The organism is Streptomyces sp. NPDC018029 (assembly GCF_044327655.1).
GTDB lineage: Bacteria > Actinomycetota > Actinomycetes > Streptomycetales > Streptomycetaceae > Streptomyces.
The window spans coordinates 425,285-452,168 of record NZ_JBIRFV010000004.1 but is presented as its reverse complement, the minus strand read 5'-3'; the positions used below and the strand labels follow the sequence as shown (position 1 = coordinate 452,168).

Annotated in this window: 25 protein-coding genes; 8 read left to right on the top strand and 17 right to left on the bottom strand. The window is 73.3% G+C overall.

All coding sequences use genetic code 11. The annotated features are described in order from the left end of the window. Window positions 1-59: 59 nt before the first annotated feature. Entirely contained in the window at window positions 60-1,415 is a 1,356-nt protein-coding gene (locus tag ACH4D5_RS14935) for an aspartate aminotransferase family protein (RefSeq protein WP_398302165.1), read from the bottom strand. A gap of 528 nt (window positions 1,416-1,943) precedes the next feature. After that, complete coding sequence (locus tag ACH4D5_RS14930; protein ID WP_398302163.1) at window positions 1,944-2,447, bottom strand: hypothetical protein; 504 nt, start codon at window positions 2,445-2,447, stop codon at window positions 1,944-1,946. Between the two features lie 95 nt (window positions 2,448-2,542). Between ACH4D5_RS14930 and ACH4D5_RS14925 the strand changes: the two genes are divergently transcribed. Together ACH4D5_RS14925 and ACH4D5_RS14920 are read left to right on the top strand one after the other, a co-directional pair. Further along, window positions 2,543-3,268 carry a response regulator transcription factor gene (locus tag ACH4D5_RS14925; protein WP_398302161.1) on the top strand — a complete coding sequence of 242 codons (726 nt, stop codon included), beginning with the start codon at window positions 2,543-2,545 and terminating at the stop codon, window positions 3,266-3,268. A 3-nt stretch (window positions 3,269-3,271) separates the two neighbouring features. Then, window positions 3,272-4,636: a sensor histidine kinase gene (locus ACH4D5_RS14920; protein WP_398302159.1), complete on the top strand. Its 1,365-nt coding sequence runs from the start codon at window positions 3,272-3,274 to the stop codon at window positions 4,634-4,636. Here ACH4D5_RS14920 and ACH4D5_RS14915 read toward each other — a convergent pair. After that, window positions 4,560-5,381 (bottom strand): VTC domain-containing protein, encoded by an 822-nt coding sequence (locus ACH4D5_RS14915; protein ID WP_398302157.1) that lies wholly within the window; start codon window positions 5,379-5,381, stop codon window positions 4,560-4,562. The genes ACH4D5_RS14920 and ACH4D5_RS14915 overlap by 77 nt on opposite strands. Next, on the bottom strand, window positions 5,378-6,025 hold the full coding sequence (locus ACH4D5_RS14910; protein WP_398302154.1) for a DUF4956 domain-containing protein: 648 nt from the start codon (window positions 6,023-6,025) through the stop codon (window positions 5,378-5,380). The genes ACH4D5_RS14915 and ACH4D5_RS14910 overlap by 4 nt, the downstream gene beginning before the upstream one ends. 152 nt (window positions 6,026-6,177) lie before the next feature. Here ACH4D5_RS14910 and ACH4D5_RS14905 point away from each other — a divergent pair, with 152 nt between their 5' ends. The 4 genes from ACH4D5_RS14905 (at window position 6,178) to ACH4D5_RS14890 (ending at window position 10,966) form a co-directional block, all read left to right on the top strand. Continuing rightward, window positions 6,178-6,774, top strand: coding sequence for a type 1 glutamine amidotransferase family protein (locus ACH4D5_RS14905; RefSeq protein ID WP_398302152.1), 597 nt, complete (start codon window positions 6,178-6,180; stop codon window positions 6,772-6,774). Window positions 6,775-6,788: 14 nt separating this feature from the next. Then, window positions 6,789-7,307, top strand: a complete 519-nt coding sequence (locus ACH4D5_RS14900; RefSeq protein ID WP_398302622.1) for a MarR family winged helix-turn-helix transcriptional regulator — start codon at window positions 6,789-6,791, stop codon at window positions 7,305-7,307. 79 nt (window positions 7,308-7,386) lie between these two features. Beyond that, window positions 7,387-9,318, top strand: a complete 1,932-nt coding sequence (locus ACH4D5_RS14895; protein WP_398302150.1) for a serine/threonine-protein kinase — start codon at window positions 7,387-7,389, stop codon at window positions 9,316-9,318. Window positions 9,319-9,418: 100 nt separating this feature from the next. Beyond that, complete coding sequence (locus ACH4D5_RS14890) at window positions 9,419-10,966, top strand: substrate-binding domain-containing protein (RefSeq protein WP_398302148.1); 1,548 nt, start codon at window positions 9,419-9,421, stop codon at window positions 10,964-10,966. 72 nt (window positions 10,967-11,038) lie between these two features. Here the strand turns inward: ACH4D5_RS14890 and ACH4D5_RS14885 are convergent, their stop codons facing one another. Then, window positions 11,039-12,322, bottom strand: a complete 1,284-nt coding sequence (locus ACH4D5_RS14885; RefSeq protein ID WP_362987947.1) for an adenylosuccinate synthase — start codon at window positions 12,320-12,322, stop codon at window positions 11,039-11,041. A gap of 176 nt (window positions 12,323-12,498) precedes the next feature. Between ACH4D5_RS14885 and ACH4D5_RS14880 the strand changes: the two genes are divergently transcribed. Further along, window positions 12,499-13,365, top strand: coding sequence for a diacylglycerol kinase family protein (locus ACH4D5_RS14880; RefSeq protein WP_398302146.1), 867 nt, complete (start codon window positions 12,499-12,501; stop codon window positions 13,363-13,365). 15 nt (window positions 13,366-13,380) lie between these two features. Here ACH4D5_RS14880 and ACH4D5_RS14875 read toward each other — a convergent pair whose 3' ends face one another. From ACH4D5_RS14875 to ACH4D5_RS14825, 11 genes are all read right to left on the bottom strand, one after another. Beyond that, complete coding sequence (locus tag ACH4D5_RS14875; protein WP_398302143.1) at window positions 13,381-14,643, bottom strand: cytochrome P450; 1,263 nt, start codon at window positions 14,641-14,643, stop codon at window positions 13,381-13,383. Between the two features lie 35 nt (window positions 14,644-14,678). Further along, window positions 14,679-15,356, bottom strand: a complete 678-nt coding sequence (locus ACH4D5_RS14870; RefSeq protein WP_398302141.1) for a response regulator — start codon at window positions 15,354-15,356, stop codon at window positions 14,679-14,681. Further along, on the bottom strand, window positions 15,353-16,690 hold the full coding sequence (locus tag ACH4D5_RS14865) for a sensor histidine kinase (RefSeq protein WP_398302139.1): 1,338 nt from the start codon (window positions 16,688-16,690) through the stop codon (window positions 15,353-15,355). The genes ACH4D5_RS14870 and ACH4D5_RS14865 overlap by 4 nt, the downstream gene beginning before the upstream one ends. 108 nt (window positions 16,691-16,798) lie before the next feature. Continuing rightward, the gene (locus ACH4D5_RS14860; RefSeq protein ID WP_398302137.1) at window positions 16,799-17,467 is read right to left on the bottom strand and encodes a response regulator; all 669 of its coding nucleotides are present in this window, start codon (window positions 17,465-17,467) and stop codon (window positions 16,799-16,801) included. Then, entirely contained in the window at window positions 17,464-18,801 is a 1,338-nt protein-coding gene (locus ACH4D5_RS14855) for a sensor histidine kinase (RefSeq protein ID WP_398302135.1), read from the bottom strand. The genes ACH4D5_RS14860 and ACH4D5_RS14855 overlap by 4 nt, the downstream gene beginning before the upstream one ends. A gap of 10 nt (window positions 18,802-18,811) precedes the next feature. After that, window positions 18,812-20,014, bottom strand: a complete 1,203-nt coding sequence (locus ACH4D5_RS14850; RefSeq protein ID WP_398302133.1) for an acyltransferase — start codon at window positions 20,012-20,014, stop codon at window positions 18,812-18,814. Next, complete coding sequence (locus ACH4D5_RS14845; RefSeq protein WP_398302620.1) at window positions 20,007-20,960, bottom strand: alpha/beta hydrolase; 954 nt, start codon at window positions 20,958-20,960, stop codon at window positions 20,007-20,009. Before ACH4D5_RS14845 ends, ACH4D5_RS14850 begins: the two co-directional genes overlap by 8 nt. A 218-nt stretch (window positions 20,961-21,178) precedes the next feature. Continuing rightward, complete coding sequence (locus tag ACH4D5_RS14840; RefSeq protein WP_398302131.1) at window positions 21,179-22,057, bottom strand: alpha/beta hydrolase; 879 nt, start codon at window positions 22,055-22,057, stop codon at window positions 21,179-21,181. Window positions 22,058-22,148: 91 nt separating this feature from the next. Next, complete coding sequence (kynU, locus tag ACH4D5_RS14835) at window positions 22,149-23,360, bottom strand: kynureninase (RefSeq protein ID WP_398302129.1); 1,212 nt, start codon at window positions 23,358-23,360, stop codon at window positions 22,149-22,151. Further along, the gene (locus ACH4D5_RS14830; RefSeq protein ID WP_398302127.1) at window positions 23,353-24,225 is read right to left on the bottom strand and encodes a tryptophan 2,3-dioxygenase family protein; all 873 of its coding nucleotides are present in this window, start codon (window positions 24,223-24,225) and stop codon (window positions 23,353-23,355) included. The genes kynU and ACH4D5_RS14830 overlap by 8 nt, the downstream gene beginning before the upstream one ends. A gap of 132 nt (window positions 24,226-24,357) precedes the next feature. Continuing rightward, window positions 24,358-24,963: a CGNR zinc finger domain-containing protein gene (locus ACH4D5_RS14825; RefSeq protein ID WP_398302125.1), complete on the bottom strand. Its 606-nt coding sequence runs from the start codon at window positions 24,961-24,963 to the stop codon at window positions 24,358-24,360. 56 nt (window positions 24,964-25,019) lie between these two features. On the opposite strand from ACH4D5_RS14825, the gene ACH4D5_RS14820 reads away from it, so the two are divergent. Next, complete coding sequence (locus ACH4D5_RS14820) at window positions 25,020-26,216, top strand: NADH:flavin oxidoreductase (RefSeq protein ID WP_398302123.1); 1,197 nt, start codon at window positions 25,020-25,022, stop codon at window positions 26,214-26,216. 224 nt (window positions 26,217-26,440) lie between these two features. Here ACH4D5_RS14820 and ACH4D5_RS14815 read toward each other — a convergent pair whose 3' ends face one another. Next, window positions 26,441-26,854, bottom strand: a complete 414-nt coding sequence (locus tag ACH4D5_RS14815) for a DUF3151 domain-containing protein (protein ID WP_398302121.1) — start codon at window positions 26,852-26,854, stop codon at window positions 26,441-26,443. Window positions 26,855-26,884 lie beyond the last annotated feature (30 nt).

Sequence of the window (26,884 nt, the reverse complement as noted above, 5' to 3'; positions counted from 1 at the left end):
TCGGGGCGGGGGCCCGAAGGTGGCCCCGCCCCGGCACCGTCACCCCAGGTGAGGCGGTGCTACACGGTGTGTTCGTCGGCCACCGAGAGCGCCGCGTCCAGGGCGGCGAGGCCCTCCTTCGCCTCCGCTTCCGTGATGGTGCACGGGGGCACGACGTGGGTGCGGTTCATGTTGATGAAGGGCCACAGGCCGTGCTTCTTGGCGGCGGCGCCGAACGCGGCCATGGGGGCGTTCGCCTCGCCGGTGGCGTTGTAGGGCACGAGCGGCTCACGGGTCTCCCTGTTCTTCACCAGCTCCAGGGCCCAGAACATGCCGACGCCGCGCACCTCGCCGACCGAGGGGTGGCGCTCGGCGAGCGCGCGCAGGCCCGGCTCGATGACCTGGGCGCCGAGGGTCGCCGCCTGCTCGACGACGCGCTCCTCCGCCATGACGTTGATCGTGGCGACGGCGGCGGCGCAGGCGAGGGGGTGGCCGGAGTAGGTGAGGCCGCCCGGGTAGGGCCGCTTGGCGAAGGTCTCGGCGACCTTGGCGGAGATGGCGACGCCACCGAGCGGTACGTAGCCGGAGTTCACGCCCTTGGCGAAGGTCATCAGGTCCGGCGTGACGTCGTAGAGGTCGGCGGCGAACCACTCGCCGGTGCGGCCGAAGCCCGCCATGACCTCGTCGAGGACGAAGACGATGCCGTACTTGTCGCAGAGCGCGCGCACGCCCGCGAGGTAGCCGGGCGGCGGGAGCATGATGCCCGCGGTGCCGGGGACGGTCTCCAGGACGATCGCCGCGATCGTCTGCGGGCCCTCGAAGGTGATGGTGTCCTCGAGGTGCTGGAGGGCGCGCTCGCACTCCTGCTCCTCCGTCTCCGCGTAGAAGCGGGAGCGGTAGAGGAACGGCGCCCAGAAGCGGACGACGCCCGCCGTGCCGCTGTCGGAGGCCCAGCGGCGCGGGTCGCCGGTGAGGTTGATGGCCTGCTGGGTGCCGCCGTGGTACGAGCGGTACGCGGTGAGCACCTTGGGGCGGCCCGTGTGCAGGCGGGCCATGCGGGTGGCGTGCTCGACGGCGTCGGCGCCGCCGTTCGTGAAGAAGATCTTGTCCAGGTCGCCGGGGGTGCGCTCCGCGATGAGGCGTGCGGCCTCGGAGCGGGCCTCCACGGCGAAGGCGGGCGCGAAGGTCGTCATCGTCGCCGCCTGCTCCTGTATCGCGGCGACGACCTTCGGGTGCTGGTACCCGATGTTGGTGTAGACGAGGCCGCTGGTGAAGTCGAGGTAGCGGTTTCCGTCGTAGTCCCAGAAGTACGAGCCCTCGGCGCCGGCGATCGCCGGCGGGTCGATGAGCTCCTGTGCGGACCAGGAGTGGAAGACATGTGCGCGGTCCGCGGCCTTCACGGCGGCGCCGACCTGGGGATTCGGCTGAGGGGTCATGGGGCCGAGGGTAAATGTCCACGGAGTGGACAGGGTATGGGCGTCCTGTCGGGCGTGGGGGGAGGAACCCGACAGAGTGTCGGGTGGCGTACCTCTTCGCTCCCCTCCGGGGTGGGGGCTTGCTCTGCTTTCCCCGGTGCGGGCGGGTGGGGGCTGGCCGCGCAGTTCCCCGCGCCCCTGGGTGGGCCGGGCATCTGCCTCCCGCTTCGGCCGGGCCACCCGGGGCTTGCCCTGCCGGGCGAGGGTTTTGCCCCGGCTTACCGCCGGTGGGGGTTGAGCGCGCAGTTCCCCGCGCCCCTGGGTGGGCCGGGCATCTGCCTCCCGCCCCGGCCTGCCACCCGGGGCTTGCCCTGCCGGGCGGGGGTTCTTTCGCGGCTTGCCGCCGGTGGGGGTTGAGCGCGCAGTTCCCCGCGCCCCTGGGGAGCCGGTGTGGCCGCCCCCGCATTGGCCCGCGGGACGGGTGACGAGGAGTCGGATGCCTCAGGGGCGCGGGGAACTGCGCGGCCGGCCGCAGCGGGCCCGCAAGGGTCAGTCGTCGTCCATGTCGGGGGCGACCTTCACCCGCGGAGTGGCCCCCGCGCAGCGGACCTCGTACGGGAGGTCCTCCTGTTCGTCGTCGTCGGCGGGTTCGGCCTCCAGGCGTACGACAGGGGCCGGGCCGCGCTCGACGTCGTCGTCTATGTGGAAGCCGTCCGCAGGGCTCCAGGAGATGAGCCGGACCGTGCCGTCAGGACGGCACTCCACTGTGGCGGAGCCGCCGGTGAACCGGACCGTCGACCGTTCCCCAGAGGGGGAGGAGGAGGGGGAAGGGCGAGCCGAGGTCGGCGGAGACGTGGGAGTCGCCGGGCGTACCGGAGGAGCATCCGCGGCCTTGGCCAGCGCCCTCCGCACCGCCCCCTCATCCAGCGGCCGACTGTGCGCCGCGTCGCCCCCGCCGTCCGCGCTCGCCAGCTGCCACGCGCCCAGCGCCCCCGCCGCCGTCCCCACGGCCACCCACGCCGCCGTGACGACGGCGTTCCGCCACTTCCTCATCCCGCCACTGTGCCGCATCGTTTCCTAACGTCCGGTTAAGACCCCGACAAGGACCCTGCCCAAGCTCCGGCCCGGCCCCTCACTACGGTGGTTGTATGGCGCATCTTCTCGTCGTCGAGGACGACCCCCAGCTCCGCGGCGCGCTGGTGCGGGCCCTGCGCGACAAGGGCCACGCGGTGGCGACCGCGCCCAGCGGCATGGCGGGCCTGGACGCGGCGGTGACCAGCGGGCCCGACCTGGTCGTCCTCGATCTGGGGCTGCCGGACGTCGACGGCGCCCAGGTGCTGCGGATGCTGCGTGCGGTCAGCGATGTTCCCGTCATCGTGGCGACGGCCCGGGACGACGAGCCGGAGATGGTCACGGTCCTCGAAGCCGGCGCCGACGACTACATCGTCAAACCCTTCGGCGCGGCCCAGCTGGACGCCAGGATCAAGGCGGTGCTGCGCCGCCTCGGGGTGGCGGAGACGGAGGAACCCCTCCGTGTGGGCGCCCTCTCCGTCGACCCGACGGCCCGCGAGGTCACCCTCGACGGCACGGCCCTCGACCTCACCCCGCGCGAGTTCGACCTGCTCGCCTATCTGGCCCGCAGGCCCGGTCAGGTCGTCTCGCGCCGCGAGCTCCTCGCCGAGGTCTGGCAGCAGCCGCTGGGCGGCGCGGACAAGACCGTCGACGTCCATTTGTCTTGGCTGCGACGGAAGTTGGGTGAGACCGCGCAGCAGCCCCGGTACCTGCACACGGTCCGCACCGTCGGCGTGAAGCTCGCGGCCCCCGAGAGCCCCGCCACCGCCACGGACCCGCACCCGGACATGGACACGGACTGACCCATGCGCCGCAGCCTCCTCCTGCTGACCGCGGCCACCACCGCCCTGGTCCTCACCGCCCTCCTCGTCCCCCTCACCCTCCTGACCCGCACCCACGCCGCCGACCGCGCCACCGCCGAGGCCACCGCCCGCGCCCAGTGGGTGGCCCACGCCCTGGGCCCCGCCCTGGCCACCGCAGACGAGCGCGAGACCGCCGAGCAGACGGTCGAGAGCGTCAACGGCAAGGGGCTGCCCGCCACTTCCCTCATCCTCGCGGACGGCTCGGTCATCGGTCCGCGCGCGAAGAGCGGCTCCCCTCTCACCGATCCGGTACGCCTCGCCCGCACAGGCCGCGCCTTCACCTACGAGACGGACTCCGGCAGCCGTCTCGTCCTGGTCCCCGTGCAGGGTGCGAAGGGCGGCACGGCGGTGGTCCAAGTCACGCTGACCGAGAAGCAGTTGTACGCCGGTACGCTCGCCTCCTGGCTCGTGCTGGCCGGCATCGGCGTGGGGCTCGTCCTCCTCGGCCTGCTCCTCGCCGACCGCCTCGGTGCCCGGCTCGTCGGCGCCACCCGCCGTCTCGCCCGCACCGCCGACCGCCTCGCGGCGGGCGACCTCACGGCGCGGGCCACCCCCGAGGGCCCGCCCGAGCTCCGCCTGGTGGCGGGCGAGCTGAACCGCCTGGCCGCCCGCATCGACGAACTCCTCACCGCCGAACGGGAGAACGCCGCCGACCTCGCCCACCGTCTGCGCACCCCGGTGGCCGCCCTGCGCCTGGACGCCGAGACCCTCCGCGACCCGGACGAGGCCCACCGCATCGCGGCGGACGTCGCCGCGCTGGAGCGCAGCGTCGACGACGTCATCCGCAAGGCGCGGCGGCCGCTGCGCGAGGCGCCGAGCGCGGACCTGGCGGCGGTGGCCCGCGAACGCGCGGCGTTCTGGGCGCCGTTGGCGGAGGACCAGGGGCGGCGGGCGGAAACGGTCACCCCCGGCGAGGACGAGCCGCTGCCGGTCCCTGTCACCGTCCCCGCAGACGAACTCGCCGCCGCCCTCGACGCCCTGATCGGCAACGTCCTGGACCACACGCCGCAGGGCACCGCCTACCGCGTGACGGTCCGCGTCCTGCCCGGCGGCGAGGCACAGCTCACCGTCGCCGACGAGGGCCCGGGCTTCCCCGACGGGACCGCGCCCGGCCGGGGCACGAGCGGCGCGGGCTCCACGGGCCTCGGCCTGGACATCGCGCGCCGCACGGCCGAGGAGGCGGACGGCCGCTTCGAGACGGTGAGCACGGCCGACGGCGCCGAGGTCACCCTCACGTTCCCGCGCCCGCTCCCTCAGGAGCCGCCGCCCGCGGGAACGCCGTCCGCACCGCCCGGGCCCACTTGTTGATGCCCAGCTCGGGCCGGACCGCGGCATACCCTCCGCAGTACTTGGTGAACTCCGCGGCGCGCACCCCGAACCGGTGCAGCACCCGGTCGGCGTCCGTCAGATGCCCCTTGGTCTTGGTCTCCACCAGCACGAGCCCGCTGTCGGCGGCCGCGCTGCGTCCGGTCGCCGTGTCCCGCACGACGAGCCCCGCGTCGCACGTGATGCGCTGCCCGTCGGCGACGAAGGTCGCGCGCTGGTAGTCGGTGACGAGCGAGGGGGTGAGGCCGCCGGGCGCCTCGATGCCGTACGACCCGCGCAGCACGCCGGCGAGGAACCCGAGCCGGACCGCGTCCAGGACGTGGTCGGCGCCCTCCAGGCGCTGCCGGTGCTTGACGGTCTCGCCGCGCCCGCTCTTCAGCTTGATCTCGAACTGCCGCTCTCCGCTGTCCTGATAGACCCGCTCCCGGATGCGGTAGCGGAGCCGCCGGCCCTGCCGGTGGTCGTGGAAGGTGAGCAGCTCGGGGGTGTCGTAGTACGTCGAGTGGTAGCGGAACCAGCGCTTTCCGCCGATGCTGAGCGCCCGGAAGGGCCCGCCCCGCCGCCGGGGGTCGGTCAGCAGGGCCGCGAGGTCCTCGAAGATCTCCACGGGCACGAGATAACTGTTGTCGAAGCGGGCGAGCAGCTCCGCCCTGGCGTTCACCTCGTCGAGCGAGATGGGGTGCGCGGCGAGAGCGGCGCGGCCGATGGCGCGTACGGCGGGGTTCACACGGTCTCCTTCTGGTGGCCGGGGGTGATCGTGCGGGACCGGGTCGTGCGTCGTCGTACGGTCAACTCCCCACGCCGCTCGGAAGGTTCCGGCTGACGGAAACGGACTTCCAGCACCATCAGGTCGCGTACATAATCAACCTCCTGGACCGTCCAGCCCAGCGGCCGTCCGAGGCGCCGTTCCAGCTCGGCCCTGAGCGGGCCCTCCTCGCGGTAGACGGCGTCCAGCGTGACGATCGCGCGCCGGTCCCCCGCGAAGAGGCGGGGGTGGTCGGCGCCGTACATCACCACGAGCAGGACGCCGGAGAGCAGCGCCGCCACCGGCAGACTGAGCGCGGGCAGGCCGCAGAGCAGGCCGAGCACCAGGGTGATGAAGTAGTACGCGACTTCCTGGTGCTGCAGGGCGTCGGAGCGCAGCCGCACGATCGAGAGCACCCCGAAGAGGCCGAAGCCGAGGGCGAGCCCGCCGTCGCCGCCGACGGTGCCGAGCCCGGCGACCACCGCGAACAGCGCGACGTTCAGGGCCAGATACGCGGGGACGAGCTCACGCCTGTGGTGCCGCGGATAGAAGACCCCGAAGGTCAGCAGGGCGACGGCGGCCAGGTCGAGGCCCAGGTGGGCGCTGAGGGTCAGTGTGCTGTCCATGACGAGGACGCTAGGGAGGGGCGGGTTAAGGGCGCCCCTTGTGGACGTTAAGGAAGCGTGGGGCCGCACACGGGGCCACTCCCCCTATTGACAGCATGCTGTCTTTTTGTCAGGATGCTGTCAATCGATACGGCTCGCTTCTGGAGGCCCTGATGTCCCGCAAGCCCGTACACCTCGCCGTCTACGACACCTTCGCCGACTGGGAGACCGGCCACACCACGGCCTGGCTCGCCCGCTTCGGTCACGAGATCCGCACCGTCGGCCCGACCACCGCCCCGGTCACCTCCATCGGCGGTCTGCGCGTCCAGCCCGATCTGGCGCTCGGTGAGCTGCGCCCCGAGGACAGCTCGCTGCTGGTCCTGCCGGGCGCCGACCTGTGGGACACGAGCGACGACCTCGCGCCGTTCGCACGCACGGCCCGCGCGTTCCTCGACGCGGGGGTGCCGGTCGGCGCCATCTGCGGGGCCACGGCGGGCCTCGCCCGCGAAGGTCTCCTCGACGACCGCGGGCACACCAGCGCCGCGCCGATGTACCTGGCCGCCACCGGCTACCGGGGCGGCGAGCGATACGTCGAGAGGGACGCCGTCACCGACGGCGACCTGATCACGGCGGGGCCGACCGAACCGGTCGCGTTCGCCCGGGAGATCTTCGGCAGGCTCGGCGACGTACTCGACGACGAGAAGCTCGACGCCTGGTACCGCCTCTTCCACCACTCGGACCCGGCCGCGTACGAGACGCTCAACTCATGAGCGAGCCCGGACAGATGACACGCGCCCGGCAAGACCTGCTCAGCCGCACCGCGCTGACCGTCTTCCGGCTCAACGGCCAGCTCCTCGCCGTCTCCGAGGAGCTGGCCGGACCCGCCGGCCTGACCGCCGCGCACTGGCAGGTCCTCGGCGCCGTCCTGCGCGAACCGCTGCCCGTCTCCGGGATCGCCCGCGCGATGGGCATCACGCGGCAGAGCGTGCAGCGCGTGGCGGACCTCCTGGTACGCAAGGGCCTCGCCGAATACGCCCCGAACCCGGCGCACCGCCGCGCCAAACTGCTGCGCCCCACGGACGCGGGCCTGACCGCGGTCGCGAAGATCGACCCGGGCCACGCGGAGCTGGCGGAGCGCCTCGCGGCGGCGCTCGGCACGGACGGATTCGCCGAGACGGTAGGGGTGTTGGAACGGTTGTCCGCCGCGCTGGACACGGTCGCCGCCGGTGCTCCGGAAGCCGGTTCCGCGGGCGGCTCGGGGCCTTTCGCGGAACCCGTAACGGAACCCGTTACGGAACCGTAGAGGCAAGCCCGCTCCACCCCGTCCCACGGCCGCACTATCCTCACTCTGTTGCACACCAATGGGGGAGGTCGGTGCGGCGATGGAGAAGCTCGTACCCGGAGATCCGCAGCGCATCGGCGCGTACCGCCTGCTGGCGCGGCTCGGCGCCGGCGGCATGGGGCAGGTGTACCTCGCGCGGTCCGACCGGGGCCGTACGGTCGCGGTCAAACTGGTCCGCCAGGAACTCGCCGAACAGGACGAGTTCAGGAACCGGTTCCGGCAGGAAGTACAGGCCGCCCGGCAAGTGGGCGGGGCGTGGACGGCGCCGGTCCTGGACGCGGACACGGAGGCGGCCATCCCGTGGGTCGCGACCGGGTACGTCGCGGGACCCTCGCTGCAGAGCGTCGTCTCGCACGACCACGGCCCGCTGCCCGAGCGGTCCGTGACCATCCTCGCGGCCGGGCTCGCGGGTGCGCTCAAGGACATCCACGCGGCCGGCATCATCCACCGCGACCTCAAGCCGTCCAACGTCCTCGTCACCATCGACGGCCCGCGCGTCATCGACTTCGGCATCGCCCGCGCGCTGGAGACGGTCACCGACGGCGGCCTCACGCGGACCGGCGCGCTGGTCGGCTCGCCCGGCTTCATGGCACCGGAGCAGGTGCGCGGCGACCGCATCACCCCGGCGTGCGACGTGTTCTGCCTCGGCTCCGTCCTCGCCTACGCGGCGTCGGGGGCGCTGCCCTTCGGCACGGCCAACAGCGGTGTGCACGCGCTGATGTTCCGCATCGCGCAGGAGGAACCGGATCTGGAAGGGCTCCCCGAGAGCCTCTCCGAGCTGATCGCCGCATGCCTCCGGAAGGACCCGGCGGCCCGGCCCTCCCTCGACGAGGTCCTGGAACGCACGGGTGCGGCGGCGGCCCTCGGTGACGGCCGCACCATCGACCCGTGGCTGCCGGCCGCGCTGGTCGCCCAGCTCGGGCGGCACGCGGTGCAGCTGCTGGACGCGGAGGACCCGGAGAGCCCGGAGAACCCGGAGAACCCTGAGCGCTCTGACAGCGCGGAGGGCCCTGAGAGCCCGCAGAGCACGCAGAGCCCGGAGGACAAGGCCGGTCCCGTCGCCCCTGCCGCCCCCGCCACCCCTGCCGCCTCGGAGAAGCCGGCCTCGGGCCCGGACAGGACGCCCGCCCAAGCCCCGCCCGCCGTACCGGACGCGGTGAACGGCGCGCACGCCACTCCCCCGCCCCCCGGCACGCCCGGTGCCGCGCCCCTCGACCACCTGCCCACCATGGTGTCCGGCCAGACCCCGCCGCCCACGCCCCCGCCCGGCGCCCCGGTGTACGGCTACCCGCACCAGCCGCCGCACCCCCAGTCCACCCCGTACGGCTACCCCCAGCAGCCGCCTCCGGGTTACGGCCCCACACCCCCGTACGGCCCCGTCCCCCTGCCCGAGCCCCCGCGCCGCAGCGCCCGGTCGACCGTGGCGCTGGTCGTCGTGGCGTTGATAGTGGCCATAGGAGCGGGCGGCACGGTCTACGCCGTCATGAACGGTGACAGCACCGAGGACAAGCGCGGCGAAGCCAAGAACAGCGCGAGCAGTTCGCCGAAGACGCCGGGGCCCTCCTCGCCGACGCCGGGCCCGACCACGCCGGGGCCCACGACCCCGGCGCCGGAGAAGGGCACGATCCCCGACAAGTACCTGGGCAGCTGGAGCGGCGGGCTGACCACCGACACCGGCCGCAGCACCCGCGAACTCACCCTCCAGCAGGGCGAGGTGGGCGACACGGTGCTCTCGGTGACGGCGGACGGGCCGACCGAGGACGGCGGGACGTACCACTGTGTCTTCCAGGGGAAGCTGGAGTCCGCCTCCGGCGACCGGCTGCGCATCGGCCCGACCGTGGTCACCGTCGGCGAACCCATGTCGTCCTGCACGCCCGGCGAGCCGAGCGTCATCACGATCCTCGGCAACGGCAAGCTGCGGCGCGCGAACACGGACGGCAGCGGCGAGTTGACGTACGACAGGGGCAACTGACCGGCGTACGGGCGCGATGGGCTGAACCCGTGGCGAACAGCGGGCGACGGGACGGGGAAGCCGCCGCCGGGCGCCACCGCGCCGCCTACCGTCACCGCCCATGGACTGGTTGAGCGCCGAGAACACCATCGCCGTGCTCACGGCCGCCCTCGGCCTTGTCGCCACCGTCGGCGCGCTCTGGTACGAGCGCCGGGTGCCGCGCCGCAAGCGGATCGGCTACCGCGTCCAGCTGGACACGGCCATAGGCGACAACATCCGCACGGGCGGCGCCAACACCCGCCTCGGGCTCTTCGACGAGACCCCCGAGATGTCCGACGCCACGCTCGTCCTGCTGCGCGTCGAGAACGACGGTTCGCAGGCCGTGACCGACGCCGACTACAGCGGCCGCGCGCTGCACGGGCTGACCGCCGTCTTCACGGGCCGCACCGTCCGCGGGCTCGCCGTCACCGCGCCGTCCGGCGACGACCACCTGATGGAGCACTTCACGCCGGGCGCGGGCCTGCGCTACGAGGGCAGCACGCTGCACATCCCGCGCGTCCCGCTGAACAGGGGCCAGCACTACAAGCTCCTGGTCCTGCTCACCGGCGGCCCGGTCGGCGGCGAGGTCACCCTCTCCGGCGGCATCCAGGCCGGTGAGGTGCGGCCCAACCGCTCCACCACCCTCGACGGCAAGCCGCCGCTGCTGTCCAGGCCCGCGCAGCTCCTGACCGTGCTCCTCACCCTGTCCGTGATCACACTGGCCTCGATCATCGTGCTGCGGGACGCCGACCCGCCGCCGATCGAGTGCGCGAAGGGCGATCTGACGGTGCTCGGCTCGACGGCGTTCGCACCCGTCGCCGAGGAGCTCGCGAACAAGTACGAGGAGGACTGCCCGGGCTCCGACATCACGGTCAGCGCGCACGGCAGCGCGGCGGGCATACGCGAACTGGACGACGCGGGGCGGAAGTCCGGCCGCGCGAAGGACGACGGGGCACCGCCTCTCCTCGCCTTCTCCGACGGTCCCAAGTCCGACGGCTTCCCGCGGCTCGCCGAGACGCGTGTGGCGGTCTCCGTCTTCACGCTCGTCCTCAACGACCGCGTGCCGCTGCGGAATCTGACCCTGCCGCAGGTGCGCCGCCTCTACCGCGGCGACGTACGCAACTGGAAGGAGCTCGGCGGCCCCGACCTGCCCGTCGTCCTCGTCAGCCGGGGCTCCAGCTCCGGCACCCGCGACACGCTCCAACGCCGCGTCCTGGACGGGAACTTCGAGATCAAGGCCTCCTCCAACGACTGCCTCGGCAAGGACGACCGGTCCGTCCCCGTCACCCGCTGCGAACTCGACTCCACCGACCAGGTCCTCGACGCCGTCGGCCGCATCCCCGGCGCCATCGGCTACAGCGAACTCCGCGCCGCCTCCGGCCTGAAGGGCCTGCACCGACTGAACCTGGAGGGCCACGCCCCCTCGACCGACCAGCTCCTGAAGACCGGCTACCCCTACCGCGAGATCGAGTACGCCTACACCTACGGCCTCCCGCCCGCCGACTCCCTGGCCGCCGGTTTCCTCGCCTACGCCCGCGGCACCGGCCTCGACGTCATCCGCACCCACGGCCACCTGCCGTGCGCCACCCCGGAGGGCCTGCGCGTCTGCGGCGACGACGCGTCCGGCTGAGGCATGCCGAAGGGGTGGGCCGCAGTCCAGCGCGACCCACCCCTCATGCGACTCGTGTGACCGGTGAGCCGATCAGACGAACGAGTTGATCTCGATCGTCTCCGTGCGGCCCGGGCCCACGCCGATCGCGGAGATCGGGGCGCCGGACATCTCCTCCAGGGCCTTCACGTAACCCTGCGCGTTCTTCGGCAGGTCGGAGAAGGTCTGGGCCTTGGTGATGTCCTCGGACCAGCCCGGCAGCATTTCGTAGATCGGCTTCGCGTGGTGGAAGTCGGTCTGCGAGTAGGGGAGTTCCTCCACCCGCTTGCCGTCGATCTCGTACGCCACACAGACCGGGATCTGCTCCCAGCCGGTGAGGACGTCGAGCTTCGTGAGGAAGAAGTCCGTCAGGCCGTTCACGCGGGTCGCGTAGCGGGCGATCGGGGCGTCGAACCAGCCGCAGCGGCGGTCACGGCCCGTGGTCACACCGCGCTCGCCGCCGATGGTGCGCAGCGCCTCGCCGTCCGCGTCGAACAGCTCCGTCGGGAACGGGCCCGCGCCGACGCGGGTCGTGTACGCCTTCAGGATGCCGATGACGCGGCTGATCTTCGTCGGGCCGACGCCGGTGCCGGTGCAGGCGCCGCCGGCGGTCGGGTTCGACGAGGTGACGAAGGGGTACGTGCCGTGGTCCACGTCCAGGAGCGTGCCCTGGCCGCCCTCGAACAGGACGACCTTGTCGTCGTCGAGCGCGTTGTTCAGGATCAGCGTGGTGTCGGCGACGTACTGCTTGATGTTCTCGCCGTGCTCAAGAAGCTGCTCGACGATCTGCTCCGCCTCGATCGCGCGGCGGTTGAACACCTTGGTCAGGAGCTGGTTCTTCTGCTCCAGGGCCGCTTCGACCTTCTGCTGCAGGATCGACTCGTCGTAGAGGTCCTGCACGCGGATGCCGGTGCGGTTGATCTTGTCGGCGTAGGTCGGGCCGATGCCGCGGCCGGTCGTGCCGATCTTCCGCTTGCCGAGGAAGCGCTCGCCCACCTTGTCGACCGTCACGTTGTACGGCGTGATGATGTGGGCGTTTCCGCTGATCAGGAGCTTCGACGTGTCGACGCCGCGCTCGTTCAGACCGCTCAGCTCGGAGAGCAGGACCGACGGGTCGACGACGACTCCATTGCCGATGACAGGCACACAGTCCGGGGACAGAATCCCGGAAGGGAGGAGGTGCAGCGCGTACTTCTGGTCGCCTACGACAACCGTGTGGCCGGCGTTGTTGCCGCCCTGGTAGCGCACTACATAGTCCACCGAGCCACCGAGCAGGTCAGTGGCCTTTCCCTTGCCTTCGTCACCCCACTGAGCACCGAGCAGCACAAGTGCGGGCACAGGCGTACACCCCTTCCGGGCGGGGCATGTCCAAGGTCAGGGGCCGTAGCCGCCGTATGGGTGTGCCTTGGATGCTGCCCCGGAATAGACGAAGCCCCTGGCGCAATAGCGCAAGGGGCTCTTGCACAAAGATGCTACCCGAGGTCTCAAAGAACGGCTAAAAGAAAGGGCGCACGTTGTCGGCTCGCGACCAGCTCCTAGTCGTCATCGACCCGGTCGCCCGGCGCACGGACGGTGAGTCGGTACGGATCGCGAAGGACGTACTCGGTGCGGGTGCGGCGGTCCGTCTCTGTCTGCCCGACGGCCCCGAGGACTTCGCGAAAGCCCTGGCCAGACGGGGTGCCCGGCGTCTCGTGGTGATCGGGGACGACCGGGCGCTGCTGCGGGCGGTGGGGGTGCTCCACCGGGAGCGGGACCTCGCCGGATGTGTGCTTTCCGTCGTGCCGGTGGGGGCCTCGCAGACGCTCGCGCGGGGGCTTGGAGTGCCGGTCGGTGCGGTCGCCGCGGCGCGGGCCGTGCTGGAGGGAGCCGAGCGGCGGCTCGATCTGCTCGTCGACGACAGCGACGGGGTCGTCCTCGGCGATCTGCGCATTCCGCCCGTGGGGGCGTCGGCCGTCGCCCGGGGTTCCGCTGTCGGCGCCGCCGCCCGCGTGCCGGCCGGGGCTCCCGCGGAGGGCCACGCCTGGCTGCGGACCTGCCAGTCCTTCGTACGGACCCTCGCCGCCCGCCCCTCGCGGCCCGCGGCGGCCGACGGGCGCTCCCCGGCGCGGCTGCGGATCGAGGCGGACGGGGTCACGCTGGTCGACCTGGACCAGCCGGTCGAGACCGTGCACATCACCGCGGGGCCCGGCGGCCTCGCCCAGGTGGAGGTCCGGCCGACCTCGGTGGGTGCGGAGGCGGCGCCCCTGCGGGTGCGGGCGAGGACGGTCACGGTGTCGGGGGCGGACTTCCGGTACCGGGCGGACGCGGTGGTGGCGGGCCCGGTGCGGACGCGGACCTGGACGGTCCATCCGAAGGCGTGGCGGCTGACGCTGCCGCGGTGAGCTGCCGGGTCCGGCTCACATCTCGACCAGGAGCTCCTTGAACCCCCGGATCACGAAGTTCGGCCTGCGTTCCGGCTCCGCGGCGAGGCGCAGGCCAGGGGCCCGGCGCAGCAGCGCGCCGAGGGAGGCCGTCAGCTCCATGCGGGCCAGGGGTGCGCCGATGCAGTAGTGGATGCCCGCGCTGAAGGAGATGTGCGGGTTGTCGCGGCGGGCCAGGTCGAGGGTGGCGGGGGCGTCGAAGACCGCCGGGTCGTGGTTGGCCGAGCCGAAGAGCAGGGCGAGCTCCGAGCCGCGCGGAATCGTCACTCCGTCGATCTCGATGTCGTCGAGGACCCAGCGCTCGAAGAGTTGCAGGGGGGTGTCGTGGCGCAGCAGCTCCTCGACGGCCGTGGGGATCAGCCCGTCCGGGTCCGCGCGCAGGGCCGCCAGCTGGTCGGGGTTGCGGAACAGCGCGTGCCAGCCGTTGACCGTGGCGTTCACCGTCGCCTCGTGGCCCGCGTTGAGCAGGAGCACGCAGGTCGAGATCATCTCCTGCTCGGTGAGCGCGTCCCCTTCGTCGTGGGCCGCGATCAGCGCGGAGAGCAGGTCGTCGCCCGGCTTCCGGCGGCGGTCGGCGATCAGCTCCGTGAGGTACGCGGTGAATTCGACGGACGCGCGCACCGCCCGCGCCGCCGTCTCCTCGGACGGGTTCAGCTCGTACATGCCGCAGATCGCCCCGGACCAGGGGCGGAGGAGGGGGCGGTCGCTCTCCGGGATGCCCAGCAGCTGTGCGATGACCGCCACGGGCAGCGGCTCGGCCACGCGGGCCGCCAGGTCCCCGCCGCCGTCCGCCGCCAGATCGCGCGCCAGCCGGTCCGCCAGCCCGTGGACGTACGGCCTCAGTCGCTCGACGGTGCGGGGCGTGAACGCCTGGGAGACCAGGCGGCGGATGCGGGTGTGGGCGGGTGCCTCCAGGTCGAGCATGCCGTTGTCGTTGAGGACGTGGAACGGCTCGTGCTCCGGGGGCGGGGCCGCGCGCCCGAACTCCTCGTACGTGAAGCGGTGCAGGTGGGTGCGGCCCAGGCGGCGGTCGCGCAGGAGGGCGGCGACGTCCGCGTGGTGGGGGACCAGCCACTGGCCGGTGGGGGCGTAGTGGTGGACCCGGCCGCTTTCCCGGAGGGCCGCGTATGCCGGGTACGGGTCGGCCAGGAAGCCGGGTGACGAAGGGTCGAAGGGGGCATCGGCTGCGTCGGGGGCGGCGGCTGCATCGAGTACGTCGGGTGCGTCGGCTGCGTCCATGGAGGGACGCTAGGTGCTCTCCCCCCTTCGTGGCACTACCCCGGCGTGACCAGCCTCGCCTCGTACGCGAACACCGCGGCCTGCGTGCGGTCCCGCAGGCCCAGCTTCACGAGCACCCGGCTGACGTGCGTCTTGATGGTGGACTCGGCGACCACGAGGCGGGAGGCGATCTCCGCGTTCGACAGGCCCTGCGCGATGAGGACGAGCACCTCCGTCTCGCGCTCGGTGAGCTCGCCGTACTGCTGCGCCTGGACGGCCGCCGAGAGCCGCGGCGCCTCGGCCAGCTTCGAGAACTCCGTGATCAGGCGGCGGGTGACGGTCGGCGCGAGCAGCGCCTCGCCGGACGCCACCACGCGGACGCCGTCCGCCAGCTGGCGGGCCGACGCGTCCTTGAGCAGGAAGCCGGAGGCCCCGGCGCGCAGGGCCTGGTAGACGTACTCGTCGAGGTCGAAGGTGGTCAGGACGAGCACCTTGCACCCGTCCGTACCGCCCTCGGACGCGACGATCTCACGGGTCGCCTCGATGCCGTTCAGCTCCGGCATGCGGATGTCCATCAGGACCACGTCGGGCGCGAGCTCGGCGACCTTGGTGACCGCCTCCCTGCCGTTCACTGCCTCGCCGATCACCTCGATGTCGGGCATGGCGTTCAGGAGGACGGAGAAGCCCTCGCGCACCATCATCTGGTCGTCGGCGATCAGCACCTTGATCGTCATGCGTCTTCTCCCGCCGGGTCGAGGCGGTCCGCGAGCGGCACCGGCAGGAACACCGTCACCTCGTAGCCGCCCTCGGCCGTCGGCTCCGCCGTCATCTCGCCGTTCAGCATGGTGACCCGCTCGCGCATCCCCGTGATGCCGTGGCCCGCCCCCGGGGACGGCTTGACCAGGCCGGTCGCAGGGCCGTTCACGATGCGCAGGCCCAGGCCGCCGAGGACGTAGCCGACCTCGACACGGGCCGGGGCGCCCGGCGCGTGGCGCAGGCTGTTGCTGAGCGCCTCCTGCACGATGCGGTACGCCGAGAGCTCCACGCCCTGCGGCAGCTCGCGGACCGCTCCGGTGACGACCTTGTCGACGGTCAGGCCGGCGTCGCGGACGTTGGCGAGGAGCCGGTCGAGGTCGGCGAGCGTGGGCTGCGGGGCGTCCGGCGCCTCGTAGTCCTCCGCCCGTACGACACCGAGGACGCGGCGCAGCTCGGTCAGCGCCGACACCGCGTTCTCGCGGATCGTCACGAAGGCCTGCTCCAGCTCGGGCGGCGGGTTCTCCACGCGGTAGGGCGCGGCCTCCGCCTGGATGGCGACCACCGACATGTGGTGCGCGACGACATCGTGCAGCTCGCGGGCGATGGTGGTGCGCTCCTCCAGGAGGGTCCGCTTGTCGCGCTCGATGGCGGTGACGGTGCGCTGCACGGTGACCTCGCGCTGCGCCTCGCGGCGCACGTGGACCACGGTGGTGACCAGGAGTGCCAGCGCCGAGAAGAACAGCATCTGCGGAGCGTTGGTGCCGATGCCGCCGAGGAACACCTCGGCCGCCACCGAGTACGCCCCCGTGCCGACCCACATCCACAGGGCGGTGCGCGGCCCCGTCCTGGCCGCCACGACGACCATCACCACGATGTGCCCGAAGAACGCGGCGGGCCCCCACGGCCAGCCGTCCCAGCTGTTCCCGAGCGCACCGGTGACCGGGGTGGAGAGCAGCGAGAACCAATAGGCGCCGACCGGCCTGGCCAGTGTCATCAGGATCGCGACCGCGGGGACGAAGCCGGTCAGGACGTACGCGATGTCGTTGTCGATGCCGCCCGAGCCGGCGGCGAGGAGCATCGCGATCAGGGCGGCGGACACCACCAGGGCGTGCCGGCTCCAGACCGCGTAACCGCGTATCCGTTCCGGCAGCCGGCTGCTCAGCGGCCCGTACGTGTCCCGGGGCGGCAGGGGCCGGTAGGCGAAGGCGTCGTGGAAGAGCGCCTGGCGCATGCCCCCGAAGAGGTCCAGCAGGAGGTGGTACTCGGGGCTGGTGCGGCCCCGGGCCTTGCGCTGCTCAGTCGTATCGGTCACGTCTACGAAGGTACGGGGGCGCGGCCGGGCGGTCGTCCGCACCAGGACGGGTTCGGGAAGGTCCGTCGCAAGTACTACTCGGGGGTTTCATCGGGGGTTTCAGAGACCTCAGAGGCCACCCGAGGGGCGGACCACCCCCGACTCGTACGCGAACACCGCAGCCTGTGTGCGGTCGCGCAGGCCCAGCTTCACCAGGATGCGGCCGACGTGCGTCTTCACGGTCTGTTCGGCGACGACGAGCCGCGCCGCTATCTCCGCGTTCGACAGGCCCTGTGCGATCAGCGCGAGGACCTCCGTCTCGCGCTCGGTGAGGCCGCCGACGCGGGACCTGAGCGGGCCGCGCGGGCCGCCGTCCATGCGGGAGAACTCAGCGATGAGGCGCCGCGTGATCCCCGGCGCGAGCAGCGCGTCGCCCGCCGCCACCACGCGGACCGCCTCGGCGAGCTGGTCCGCCGACGCGTCCTTGAGCAGGAACCCGGAGGCGCCCGCGCGCAGCGCCTCATACACGTACTCGTCGAGGTCGAAGGTGGTCAGGACGAGGACCCGCACCTCGGACCGGGCGGCCGTGATGCGGCGGGTCGCCTCGATGCCGCTCAGCTCGGGCATGCGGATGTCCATGAGGACCACGTCCGGCACGAGCTCGGCGACCTGGGCGACCGCGTCCGCGCCGTCGACGGCCTGGCCGATCACCTCGATGTCCGGCTCGGCGTTCAGCAGGACGGAGAAGCCCTGCCTGACCATGATCTGGTCGTCGGCGATCAGGACCTTGATCGTCATGGTGTGGTCTCTCCGTGGGTCGGCTGAGCAGTGGTGGGCGGGGCGTCGGTCGGCAGGAAGGCGGAGACCTCGTAGCCGCCCTCCGGGGTGGGGCCGGTGACGAGGTCGCCCCCCAGCATGGCCGCCCGCTCCCGCATGCCGAGCAGCCCGTGGCCCGCACCGGGCGAGGGCGGCGCCGCGCCACGCGCGCCGGAGTCCGTGACGCGGACGCTCAGCCCGCCGCGCGTGTACGTGAGACCGATCCGTACCGTCGAGCCCGGCGCGTGCCGGATCGCGTTGCTGAGCGCCTCCTGCACGATGCGGTACGCCGACAGGTCCACGCCGGGCGGCAGCGGGCGCGGCTCGCCCGCGCTCTCGCGGTGGACGGTCAGTCCGGCCGCGCGCGCGTTGTCGACGAGGCCGCCGAGGCGCTCCAGGGTGGGCAGCGGGGCGTGCGGCGCGGCCTCCGGCTCGTCGGGGTTCTCCGAGCGCAGGACGCCGAGGACGCGGCGCAGTTCGGTGAGGGCCTCCAGGGCGTTCGCCCGGATGCCCGCGAGGTTCTCCCTGAGCTCGTCGGGCGGGTCCTTCACCAGGTGCGGGGCGACCTGCGCCTGGATGGAGATCACGGACATGTGGTGGGCGACCACGTCGTGCAGCTCGCGGGCGATGCGGCTGCGCTCCTCAAGGAGCGTGCGGCGGGCCCGCTCCTCGGCGGTGAGCGTCTCCTGCTCGACGAGCCTGCTGCGGGCCTCGCGGCGGCCGCGCAGCAGCGTGCCGATGAGGGTGACGGCGCCGAACACGACCGCCGAGAGCGGCACCGTGGTGTCGTACCCACCGGGGTTGATCGTCTGTTGCAGCAGTCCGGGCACGCCGACACTGAGGGCGCACGCGGCCCAGGCGGCCCGGGGCGGCACCCGCAGGGTGAGGAGCAGCAGCACCGTGGCGTGCGCGACGAGCGAGGGCGGGCCCCAGGGCCAGGGCTCGCGCTCCTGGTCGGTCGGCATCATCGTCAGGGCCGCGGCCGTCATGTTCGCCCCGAGCGACAGCCACCACGCGGGGACCGGCCGCACCAGCACGAGCAGGAGCGCCGCGGCCTGGCCCAGGGACAGGAACGAACCGACCGTGTAGCCGAGCCGGTAGCGGGCCGACAGCTGGTCGAGGTTGCCGAGCGTCGTGCCGAGGGCGATCCACACGATCACGACGTGCGGCAGCCAGCGGATCAGACGCGGCCGCCAGAGGGGCGGCAGGGGCATCGGCGCGACCGTCCACAGCTCCTTGCGCAGGCCCCGCAGCCCGGCCGTGACGGCCCCGTCGAACCGCTCGCTGTCGCCGCGCCTGCGGCCGTCACCCTCCACAAGATCAACTCTAGGCACGCGGCACCGCCTTCGCTCCCCTGCCCCCGGCCCCGCGACGCGCCCGGCCCCGCTTCACCCGGGCCCCTCGGCGCCCCCGGCCCCCCTGCTCGTACGTCCGGAACGCCGACCGGCACACCACGAGCCCCAGCCCGAACACCGGCAGCCAGGCGAGCCGGGCGAGCACCCAGCCCGGCCCGTCCGGCACCGTGTGCAGGCCGGGCAGCGGGCCCCCGGCGAAGAGGCTCGCGGGGAGCAGGCCGAGCGCGGTGACCGCCATCAGTGCCGTCTGGTGCCAGAGGAATATCGTCATCGCGGAGAGGTTCACGAGGGCCACCGCGGCCCAGGCCGCGGGCCGGCGCAGCCACCGTGCCAGCGGCTCCCGCAGCAGCAGGGCCAGGCCGCACTGGGCGATGCCGAAGGTGACGGCCGCCAGCGTGGGCGGGTTCAGATTCGACATCGGCTCGCCCGGGACACCGACCATCGAGGCCGGATAGCCGCCCCACAGGACGAGGCCGGCGGTGGCCGCCGCGCCGCACACCAGCAGCACCCGGCCCGAGTGCCGCGTCAGCTCACCGCGCGTCCAGGCCGCGCCCAGCGTGTACGGCACGAGCCAGCCCGCCGCCAGGTTGACCCAGCCGAGCCAGGCGGGGCCGCCGAAACCGAACCGCACGAGGTCCACGTGGAGAACGACGGCCAGCGGCCACAGCGGGTTGAGCCGCCGCACCAGCGGGGTCGCCGCGGTGAGACCGGCGAAGGCCAGCAGGAACCACAGGGGCGACAGGGCCAGCTTCACCAGCGTGTGCACCGTGTCCGGGGCCGCGCCCGACAGGACCAGGCCCGCGCCGACGGCGGTCCACAGCGCGAGCACCGCGGCGACCGGCCGGAAGAGGCGGCCGACGCGGGCCGCGAGCCACGGGAGATACCCGGTGCCGCGCTCCCGCGCCGTCGCGTAGCTCTTCGTCGCCATGTGCCCGCCGACCAGGAAGAACACGGCGAGCGTCTGGAAGACCCAGGAGACCGGCGCGAGCCACGGCATGTGCTGCAGCGGGCTGGCGGCGCGGAGCGTGCCGCCGTCCGACACCAGGGCGGTGACCAGCCAGTGGCCGCCCACGACCCCGACGATGGCGAAGGCCCGCAGGGCGTCGACGGCACGGTCTCTGCCGGGCGGGGTGGCGGCGTCGATGCGCCTGGCGAGCCGGGACAGTTCACGCATGAGTGACCTCCGGGTCGTCCCCGCGCACGATCCGTGCGAGGTTGCCGAGCGCGACCGAGCCCGGCTTCAGGTAGTCGCTGTGGCCGCCGTCGCCCGCCGCGAAGACGCGGGCGCCGAAGCTTGCGGAGACCGGGTCGGTGCCGAAGCCGACGGTCGTGCCGAAGACGTCGGCGCTGGTGTGCGGCACGTCGGCGATCCAGTCGCCGGCGCCCCGGCCCGCCCAGATCCGGGCCCGCGTGTGCAGCTCCGCCGCGTCGTCGACGCCGGTGCCGGGACTTCCGTAGAACGCGATGTCGGCGACGTCCAGGCCGCGCGGGCCCGAGGCGGCGCTGCCGCACACCACCGAACCGTACGAGTGGCAGAGCAGGGACACGCGCGCGTGGGCGTTGATGCCGTGCAGGCCTGCGACGAAGGAGCGCAGCGCGGGCGCCGCGTCGTCCGCGCGGCCGGTGGTCAGGACGGCCGGGCTTACCGTGCCCGGCGTCTCGTACCCGAGCCACGCCACGACGGCCGTGCGCGGGCCGAGCTCCGCGTGCAGGGCGAGGGCACCGGACCGCAGCCTGCCGTACGAGTCGAGGGACGTGTCGGAGCCCGGCACGAGGACGGCGACGCGGTCCGCGCCCGCCAGGTCGCCGACGACCTCGGCGGTGCGGCCGGCGCCCCGCCCGTCGAAGGCGAGGAACTGCCGGCCGGGCGAGGCCATGGCGCGCAGTGCGGCGGCCCGATCCGCCGCGCCGTACCCCTCGGCGAGGGCGGCCGCCTCGGTGGCGTTCGCCCGGTTCGCCGCGTACGCCTCGGGGAGGGTCGCCGCCGTGACGCGGCCCAGCGCGGCGGGCGCCGGGGCCGGGATCTCCGGGCGGGCGGCGCCCGACACCGGGACCACCACGGCGGCGGCGACACCGAAGGCCAACAGGGTGCGGCGCAGCCGCCCGGCCCGGATCCTCATCGCGTCCATACCTTCCGCTTCCGTGCGGGCCGGTGCTCCGACTCGCTCTCACGGAAAGGAAGTTATGGATCGGGCGCTGTCGCCCACATCACGCTGGGGTATACAGCGGCGGGGTAGCTCTCAGGTATTACGGGTATCCCGGGGGATGATCGGAACGTCGACCGCAGGCGCGCCAGAGCACCGGCCGCAGGCGCGCCAGAGCGCCAGCCGCAGGCGCGTCAGAACGCCAGCTGGGCGATCTCCTCCGCGACCACCGCGCACGCGTCCGCCGCCGGGTCGATCAGCGGGAAGTGGCCCACGTCCTCAAGGAGCGTGAGGCCCACGACCTCGCCCGCCTTCGCGGCCGCGTCGGCGTACGCCTCGGCCACCGCCTGCGGCACGACGATGTCGGTGCGGCCCTGCACCACGGTCGTGGCGATGCCCGTGGGGAGCAGCGCGGCCGGGTCGGCATACGGCAGCCGCTCCTCGAACCGGTCGCCGCCGCCCAGGAGTTGGGTCGGCGCACCGTCGCAGACCCCCAGCTCCTCGGCGGCGCGGAAGTCCGCGATCGGCGCGAGCGCGACGACGCCGCGCAGCGGGGCCGGGCGGTCGGTGCGCCAGGGCGCGTCGGCGGGCAGGACGTGCCGGGCGGCGGCCCACAGCGCGAGGTGCCCGCCCGCCGAGTGCCCGGTCACGACGGTGCGGCGCGGGTCGGCCGACGGCAGCGCCTCCCGTACCAGCGAGGGCAGCGCGTCAAAGAGGGCGGCCACGTCGTCGAAGGTCTCGGGCCAGCGTCCCGCCACCGGGCGCGTGCCGCCCTGGGCGGGGATCGGACTGCCCCTGCGGTACTCGACGTTGGCCACCGCGAAGCCCCGGCGGGCGAGGAAGTCGGCGAACGGCGTGACGTGGCGCCGGTCGTAGGGCGCGCGCCACGCGCCGCCGTGCAGCAGGACGACGAGGGGCGCGGGACGGCCCACGTCGCCCCTCGGCGCGTAGAAGTCGACGATCTGGTCGGGGTGTTCGCCGTACGCGGCGGTGGCGTCCGGCTCCACGGCGGGATGCGAGAAGGCGGCTTCGGCCTCGGCGGCATCGCGGGCCACGGCGGCGTCGTCCGGCATGCGGCAACCTCTCAACAGCGGTACGGCTGGCGGGCTCGCCCCCGCCCCTCCGGCGGCGCGGAGCGGCGGGAGCAAGATCCGCCGGACGTTATCAGCCCAGGGTCTCCGCGAGGACACGAGCCGCCCGCTCGGCGTCCGCGAAGGACACGTACAGCGGTGTGAAGCCGAACCGCAGCACGTCAGGGGCGCGGAAGTCACCGACGACGCCCCGCTCGACGAGGCGCCGCATCACGTCGCCCGCGTCCTCGCAGCGCAGCGCGACCTGGCTGCCGCGCTCGGCGTGCGCGGCCGGGGTGAGGGACTCGACCCTGCCCTGCGGCACGTACGCGCCGACGCACCGCAGGAAGAAGTCCGTCAGGGCGAGGGACTTGGCGCGCACGTCGTCGACGGACACGCCGTCCCAGACGTCGAGCGCCGCTTCCAGGGCGAGCATCGACAGGATGTCGGGCGTGCCGACGCGGCCGCGCAGGGCCCCGTCCGCCGCCTCGAACGCGGGCCGCATCCCGAAGGGCTCGGCGTGCGAGTTCCAGCCGGGCAGCGGCGAGTCGAAGCGGGACTGCAGGCTCTCGCGTACGTAGAGGTAGGCGGGCGAACCCGGGCCGCCGTTCAGGTACTTGTAGGTGCAGCCCACCGCGAGGTCCACGCCGTGCGCGTCCAGGCCGACGGGCAGGGCGCCCGCCGTGTGGCACAGGTCCCAGACGACGAGGGCGCCCGCCGCGTGGACCGCCGCCGTCAGGCCCGGCAGGTCGTGCAGGCGTCCGGTGCGGTAGTCGGCGTGGTTGAGCAGGACGGCGGCGGTGCGCTCGCCGAGCACGCCGGGGACGTCGCCCGGGGTCACAGGGATGAGCCGGCAGCCGGTGAGGCGGGCCGCCGACTCGGCGATGTACCCGTCGGTGGGGAAGGTCGTGGCGTCGACGACGATCTCGGCGCGCCCCTCGCCCCCGCTCCCTGCGTCCTCGGCGCCCCGCGCGATGCGGACGGCCGCCACCAGTGCCTTGAAGACGTTGACGCTGGTCGAGTCGCCGACGACGATCTGGCCAGGCGCGGCGCCGACCAGCGGGGCGATGCGGTCACCGATGCGTTCGGGCGCGGTCCACCAGCCGCTCTCCTCCCACGAGCGGATGCGGAGCGTGCCCCACTCGTGGGTCATGACCTCGGCGAGCCGTCCCGGCACGTGCGCGGGCAGGGCGCCCAGCGAGTTGCCGTCCAGGTACACCGTGTCGTCGAGGACGAACTCCTTGCGCTTGGCGGCGAGTTCGTCGCGGGAGTCCAGCGCCTCGGCCTCGCTCCGCAGGTCAGACATAGCTCCTCGCAGTCCACAGCTCGGGGAACACGTTCTTCGACGCGCGCTTCTCCAGCCAGGCCACGCCGGCCGAGCCGCCCGTGCCCGTCTTGGCGCCCATGGCGCGGCGGGTGGCGACCAGGTGGTCGTTGCGCCAGCGCCAGACCAGCTCGGCGACGTCCGTCAGCGTCTCGCCGAGGCGGGCCAGGTCGGCGTGCTCGTCACCGGAGTAGAGCTCGGTCCAGACGGCCTCGACCTCCGGCGACGGCTCGTACTTCTTGGAGAGGTCGCGCTCCAGGACGGCCGCGGGGACGGCGTACCCGCGCCGCGCGAGGAGGCTCAGCACCTCGTCGTAGAGGCTCGGCTCGTGCAGCGCCTTCTCCAGCTCCGCGTGGACGCGGGGCGCGCCCCGGTGCGGGACGAGCATGGACGCGGACTTGTCGCCGAGCAGGAACTCCATGCGGCGGTACATCGCGGACTGGAATCCCGAGCCCTCACCGAGCGAGCTGCGGTAGGAGTTGAACTGGGCGGGCGTGAGCTGGGCCAGCGGGCGCCAGGAGGCGTTCAGGGCCTCCAGCTCGCGCAGGCTGCGCTTGAGCGCGTTCTGCGCGGTGGGGATGTCGTCGCGGCGCAGGGCGTGCGCCGCGGTCTCCCACTCGTGGACGATCACCGTGAACCACAGCTCCATGACCTGGGTGGTGACCAGGAAGACCATCTCGCCGGGGTCGTCCGAGCGCAGGTGCTGCAGATGGGTGAGGACGTCCGCCTGGACGTAGTCCTCGTAAGGGGTGGTGCCTGCGAAGTCGAGGTTCGGGCTCTCCGCCTCGTGGACCTCGGTGGACGCCGCGCGCTCCTCGGGGGATGCCTCATGCGTCTCTGGGGACATCGCTGTCTCCTCGATACGTACTCCGGGTAGCGGTCCGCCCCTGCCGTTACCGGCACGGGGGCCCCGGTCCCCACCGGCATCTTCCGCAACTTTCCCGCAATCGGCAAGGCACACCCTGGGAGAGGACAGCCCCTAAAGCTTTACGCTGCTTTCAGGCTGTGCCCGGCGGCGCTCCCGGCAGGCCCGCAGATGGGCGGCGTTCCCGCAGCCGCGCACCGAGTGCCAGACGCCGCTGTTGTTGCGGGAGCGGTCGTAGAACGCGGCGGAACAGGGTTCGTTGCGGCAGATCTTCAGCCGCCGCCAGAGGTTCGAGGCCTGGGCGAGCAGCGCCTCGGCGAGCACGGCGGACGCCAGCCAGCGGGCTCCCGCACCCTCCGGCTCGACGGTCAGCGCGCCGTCGCCCGAGAGGGCGACCACCACCGGCGCGGAGGTGAAGCGCACCGCGCCCCCGTCCCGGTCGGTACAGGCCAGTGCGCGCCGCAGCTGGTCCCGCAGGCAGCGCAGCTTCACCAGGTCCTCGGCCGTCAGGACCAGGCGCACGTCACTCCGGCCCGTCTCCTCCGCCCAGGCGCGTACGGCCCGGTCGGCCCACTCCTGGGCACGGTCGAGCTCACCGTCGGCGAGCAGGTCGACGGGGTCGGCGTGGCCGGCGGACGCGGTGTTCAGAAGCTCCTGAACGAGGGCGAGGCCGCCGGGCGCGGGGGTCAGGCTGAGGCGCTCGGTCGCGGGCCAGTTCATGACGTTCACGGTACTCGCCTTGCTTTGGACATGGGCAAAGTGCGTACAGTGCTGTCATGGAAAGCACGAAGAGCACGGACCCCGCGGCCACCACGGCCACGACGGACACCACGGCCACCACAGACGCCGCAGCCGCCACGGACACGACCGCCGCACGAGCCGCCCGGCTCCTCGGCCGCCCCTTCGACATCAACGGCCTCAGCCTGCGCAACCGCGTCGCCATGGCCCCCATGACCCGCGAGTTCTCGCCGGACGGCGTGCCGGGCGAGGACGTGGCGGAGTACTACGCGCGCCGTGCCGCGGGCGGCGTCGGCCTGATCGTCACCGAGGGCACGTACGTCGACCACCCGTCGGCCGGCAGCAGCCACCGTGTCCCGCGCTTCTATGGAGAGGCGGCCCTGGCGGGCTGGCAGCGGGTCGCCGAGGCCGTGCACGCGGCGGGCGGCAAGATCGTCCCGCAGCTGTGGCACGTCGGCGCGACCCGCGACGAGGGCCAGGGCCCGGTCCCCTCCGCACCTCCGGCGGGCCCCTCCGGCCTCGCCCTCGACGGCACCGCCAAGGGCCACGCGATGACCGGCGCCGACATCGACGCGGTCATCGGCGCCTTCGCCGACAGCGCGGCCGCCGCCGAGCGGATCGGCTTCGACGGCGTCGAACTGCACGGCGCCCACGGCTACTTGATCGACCAGTTCCTCTGGGGCAACACCAACCGCCGCACCGACGGCTACGGCGGCGACCTCGCGTCCCGCACCCGCTTCGCGCGCGAGATCGTCGAGGCGGTGCGCGCGGCGGTCTCGCCGACGTTCCCCGTGATCTTCCGCTTCTCGCAGTGGAAGGCGGACGCGTACGACGCGAAGATCGCCGCCGACCCCGCCGAACTGGACGCCCTGCTCGCCCCCTTGGCGGCCGCGGGCGTCGACGCCTTCCACGCCTCCACGCGCCGCTACTGGCTCCCCGAGTTCGACGGCGACGACCTGAACCTCGCGGGCTGGGTCAAGAAGCTCACCGGAAAGGCCACGCTGTCGGTCGGCTCGGTCGGCCTCGACAAGGAGTTCCTCAGCCCCGGCTGGACGAACGAGACCGCCACGACGGGTATCGACCTGCTCCTCGACCGCATGGAGCGGGACGAGTTCGACGTGATCGCGGTGGGCCGTGCGCTGATCGCCGACGCGGAGTGGGCGAACAAGGCGATGAGTGGCCGCCTGGGGGAGGCGGCGCCGTTCGATGCAGGGCTCTTGGGGTCCTTGCGTTGATTTTTCGGGTGCGGGTCGGGTGTGGCTGGTCGCGCAGTTCCCCGCGCCCCTGAAAACACCCCCGGCGCCGTAATGTCAGCCCGTCCGGGCCCAGGGAGTTTCAGCCCGTCCGGCGTTTGAGGACGAGGCCGTTCAGGCCGATGAGGGGGTCCGGGGGCAGCGCCCCCGAAGCTGGGGGTCCGGGGGCAGCGCCCCCGTGGCGGCAACCCCGGACCCCGCTCACGTCAGCCGAGCGTCTTCGCCGCGGTCTCGGAAGAGTCCCGCAGGAAGCCCGCGCAGCGCTCGTACTCCTCCTGCTCGCCGATCGCCTGCGCCGCCCGTGCGAGGGCGTGCAGGGCGCGCAGGAAGCCGCGGTTGGGCTCGTGCTCCCACGGCACCGGGCCGTGGCCCTTCCAGCCGCTGCGGCGCAGGGAGTCCAGGCCGCGGTGGTAGCCCGTACGGGCGTACGCGTACGACTCGACGACGCTGCCGCGCTCGTACGCCTCGTCGGCGAGCCGGGCCCAGGCGAGCGAGGACGTGGGGTACTTCGCGGCGACGTCGGCGGGAGCCGTGCCGTTCGCGAGGAGCTCGCGCGGCTCCGGGTCGTCGGGCAGGTGGGTCGGGGGCGGTCCCCCGAGCAGATCCTTGTGAATGGCCATGGGTCCAAGTCTGCGGCATGCCGGTACGGC

Coding starts and splice junctions, on each gene's coding strand:
- ACH4D5_RS14935 (WP_398302165.1), bottom strand. CDS start 1,415: ATGACCCCTCAGCCGAATCCCCAGGTCGGCGCCGCCGTGAAGGCCGCG.
- ACH4D5_RS14930 (WP_398302163.1), bottom strand. CDS start 2,447: ATGAGGAAGTGGCGGAACGCCGTCGTCACGGCGGCGTGGGTGGCCGTG.
- ACH4D5_RS14925 (WP_398302161.1), top strand. CDS start 2,543: ATGGCGCATCTTCTCGTCGTCGAGGACGACCCCCAGCTCCGCGGCGCG.
- ACH4D5_RS14920 (WP_398302159.1), top strand. CDS start 3,272: ATGCGCCGCAGCCTCCTCCTGCTGACCGCGGCCACCACCGCCCTGGTC.
- ACH4D5_RS14910 (WP_398302154.1), bottom strand. CDS start 6,025: ATGGACAGCACACTGACCCTCAGCGCCCACCTGGGCCTCGACCTGGCC.
- ACH4D5_RS14905 (WP_398302152.1), top strand. CDS start 6,178: ATGTCCCGCAAGCCCGTACACCTCGCCGTCTACGACACCTTCGCCGAC.
- ACH4D5_RS14900 (WP_398302622.1), top strand. CDS start 6,789: ATGACACGCGCCCGGCAAGACCTGCTCAGCCGCACCGCGCTGACCGTC.
- ACH4D5_RS14895 (WP_398302150.1), top strand. CDS start 7,387: ATGGAGAAGCTCGTACCCGGAGATCCGCAGCGCATCGGCGCGTACCGC.
- ACH4D5_RS14890 (WP_398302148.1), top strand. CDS start 9,419: ATGGACTGGTTGAGCGCCGAGAACACCATCGCCGTGCTCACGGCCGCC.
- ACH4D5_RS14875 (WP_398302143.1), bottom strand. CDS start 14,643: ATGGACGCAGCCGACGCACCCGACGTACTCGATGCAGCCGCCGCCCCC.
- ACH4D5_RS14870 (WP_398302141.1), bottom strand. CDS start 15,356: ATGACGATCAAGGTGCTGATCGCCGACGACCAGATGATGGTGCGCGAG.
- ACH4D5_RS14860 (WP_398302137.1), bottom strand. CDS start 17,467: ATGACGATCAAGGTCCTGATCGCCGACGACCAGATCATGGTCAGGCAG.
- ACH4D5_RS14850 (WP_398302133.1), bottom strand. CDS start 20,014: ATGCGTGAACTGTCCCGGCTCGCCAGGCGCATCGACGCCGCCACCCCG.
- ACH4D5_RS14845 (WP_398302620.1), bottom strand. CDS start 20,960: ATGAGGATCCGGGCCGGGCGGCTGCGCCGCACCCTGTTGGCCTTCGGT.
- ACH4D5_RS14840 (WP_398302131.1), bottom strand. CDS start 22,057: ATGCCGGACGACGCCGCCGTGGCCCGCGATGCCGCCGAGGCCGAAGCC.
- kynU (WP_398302129.1), bottom strand. CDS start 23,360: ATGTCTGACCTGCGGAGCGAGGCCGAGGCGCTGGACTCCCGCGACGAA.
- ACH4D5_RS14830 (WP_398302127.1), bottom strand. CDS start 24,225: ATGTCCCCAGAGACGCATGAGGCATCCCCCGAGGAGCGCGCGGCGTCC.
- ACH4D5_RS14825 (WP_398302125.1), bottom strand. CDS start 24,963: ATGAACTGGCCCGCGACCGAGCGCCTCAGCCTGACCCCCGCGCCCGGC.
- ACH4D5_RS14820 (WP_398302123.1), top strand. CDS start 25,020: ATGGAAAGCACGAAGAGCACGGACCCCGCGGCCACCACGGCCACGACG.
- ACH4D5_RS14815 (WP_398302121.1), bottom strand. CDS start 26,854: ATGGCCATTCACAAGGATCTGCTCGGGGGACCGCCCCCGACCCACCTG.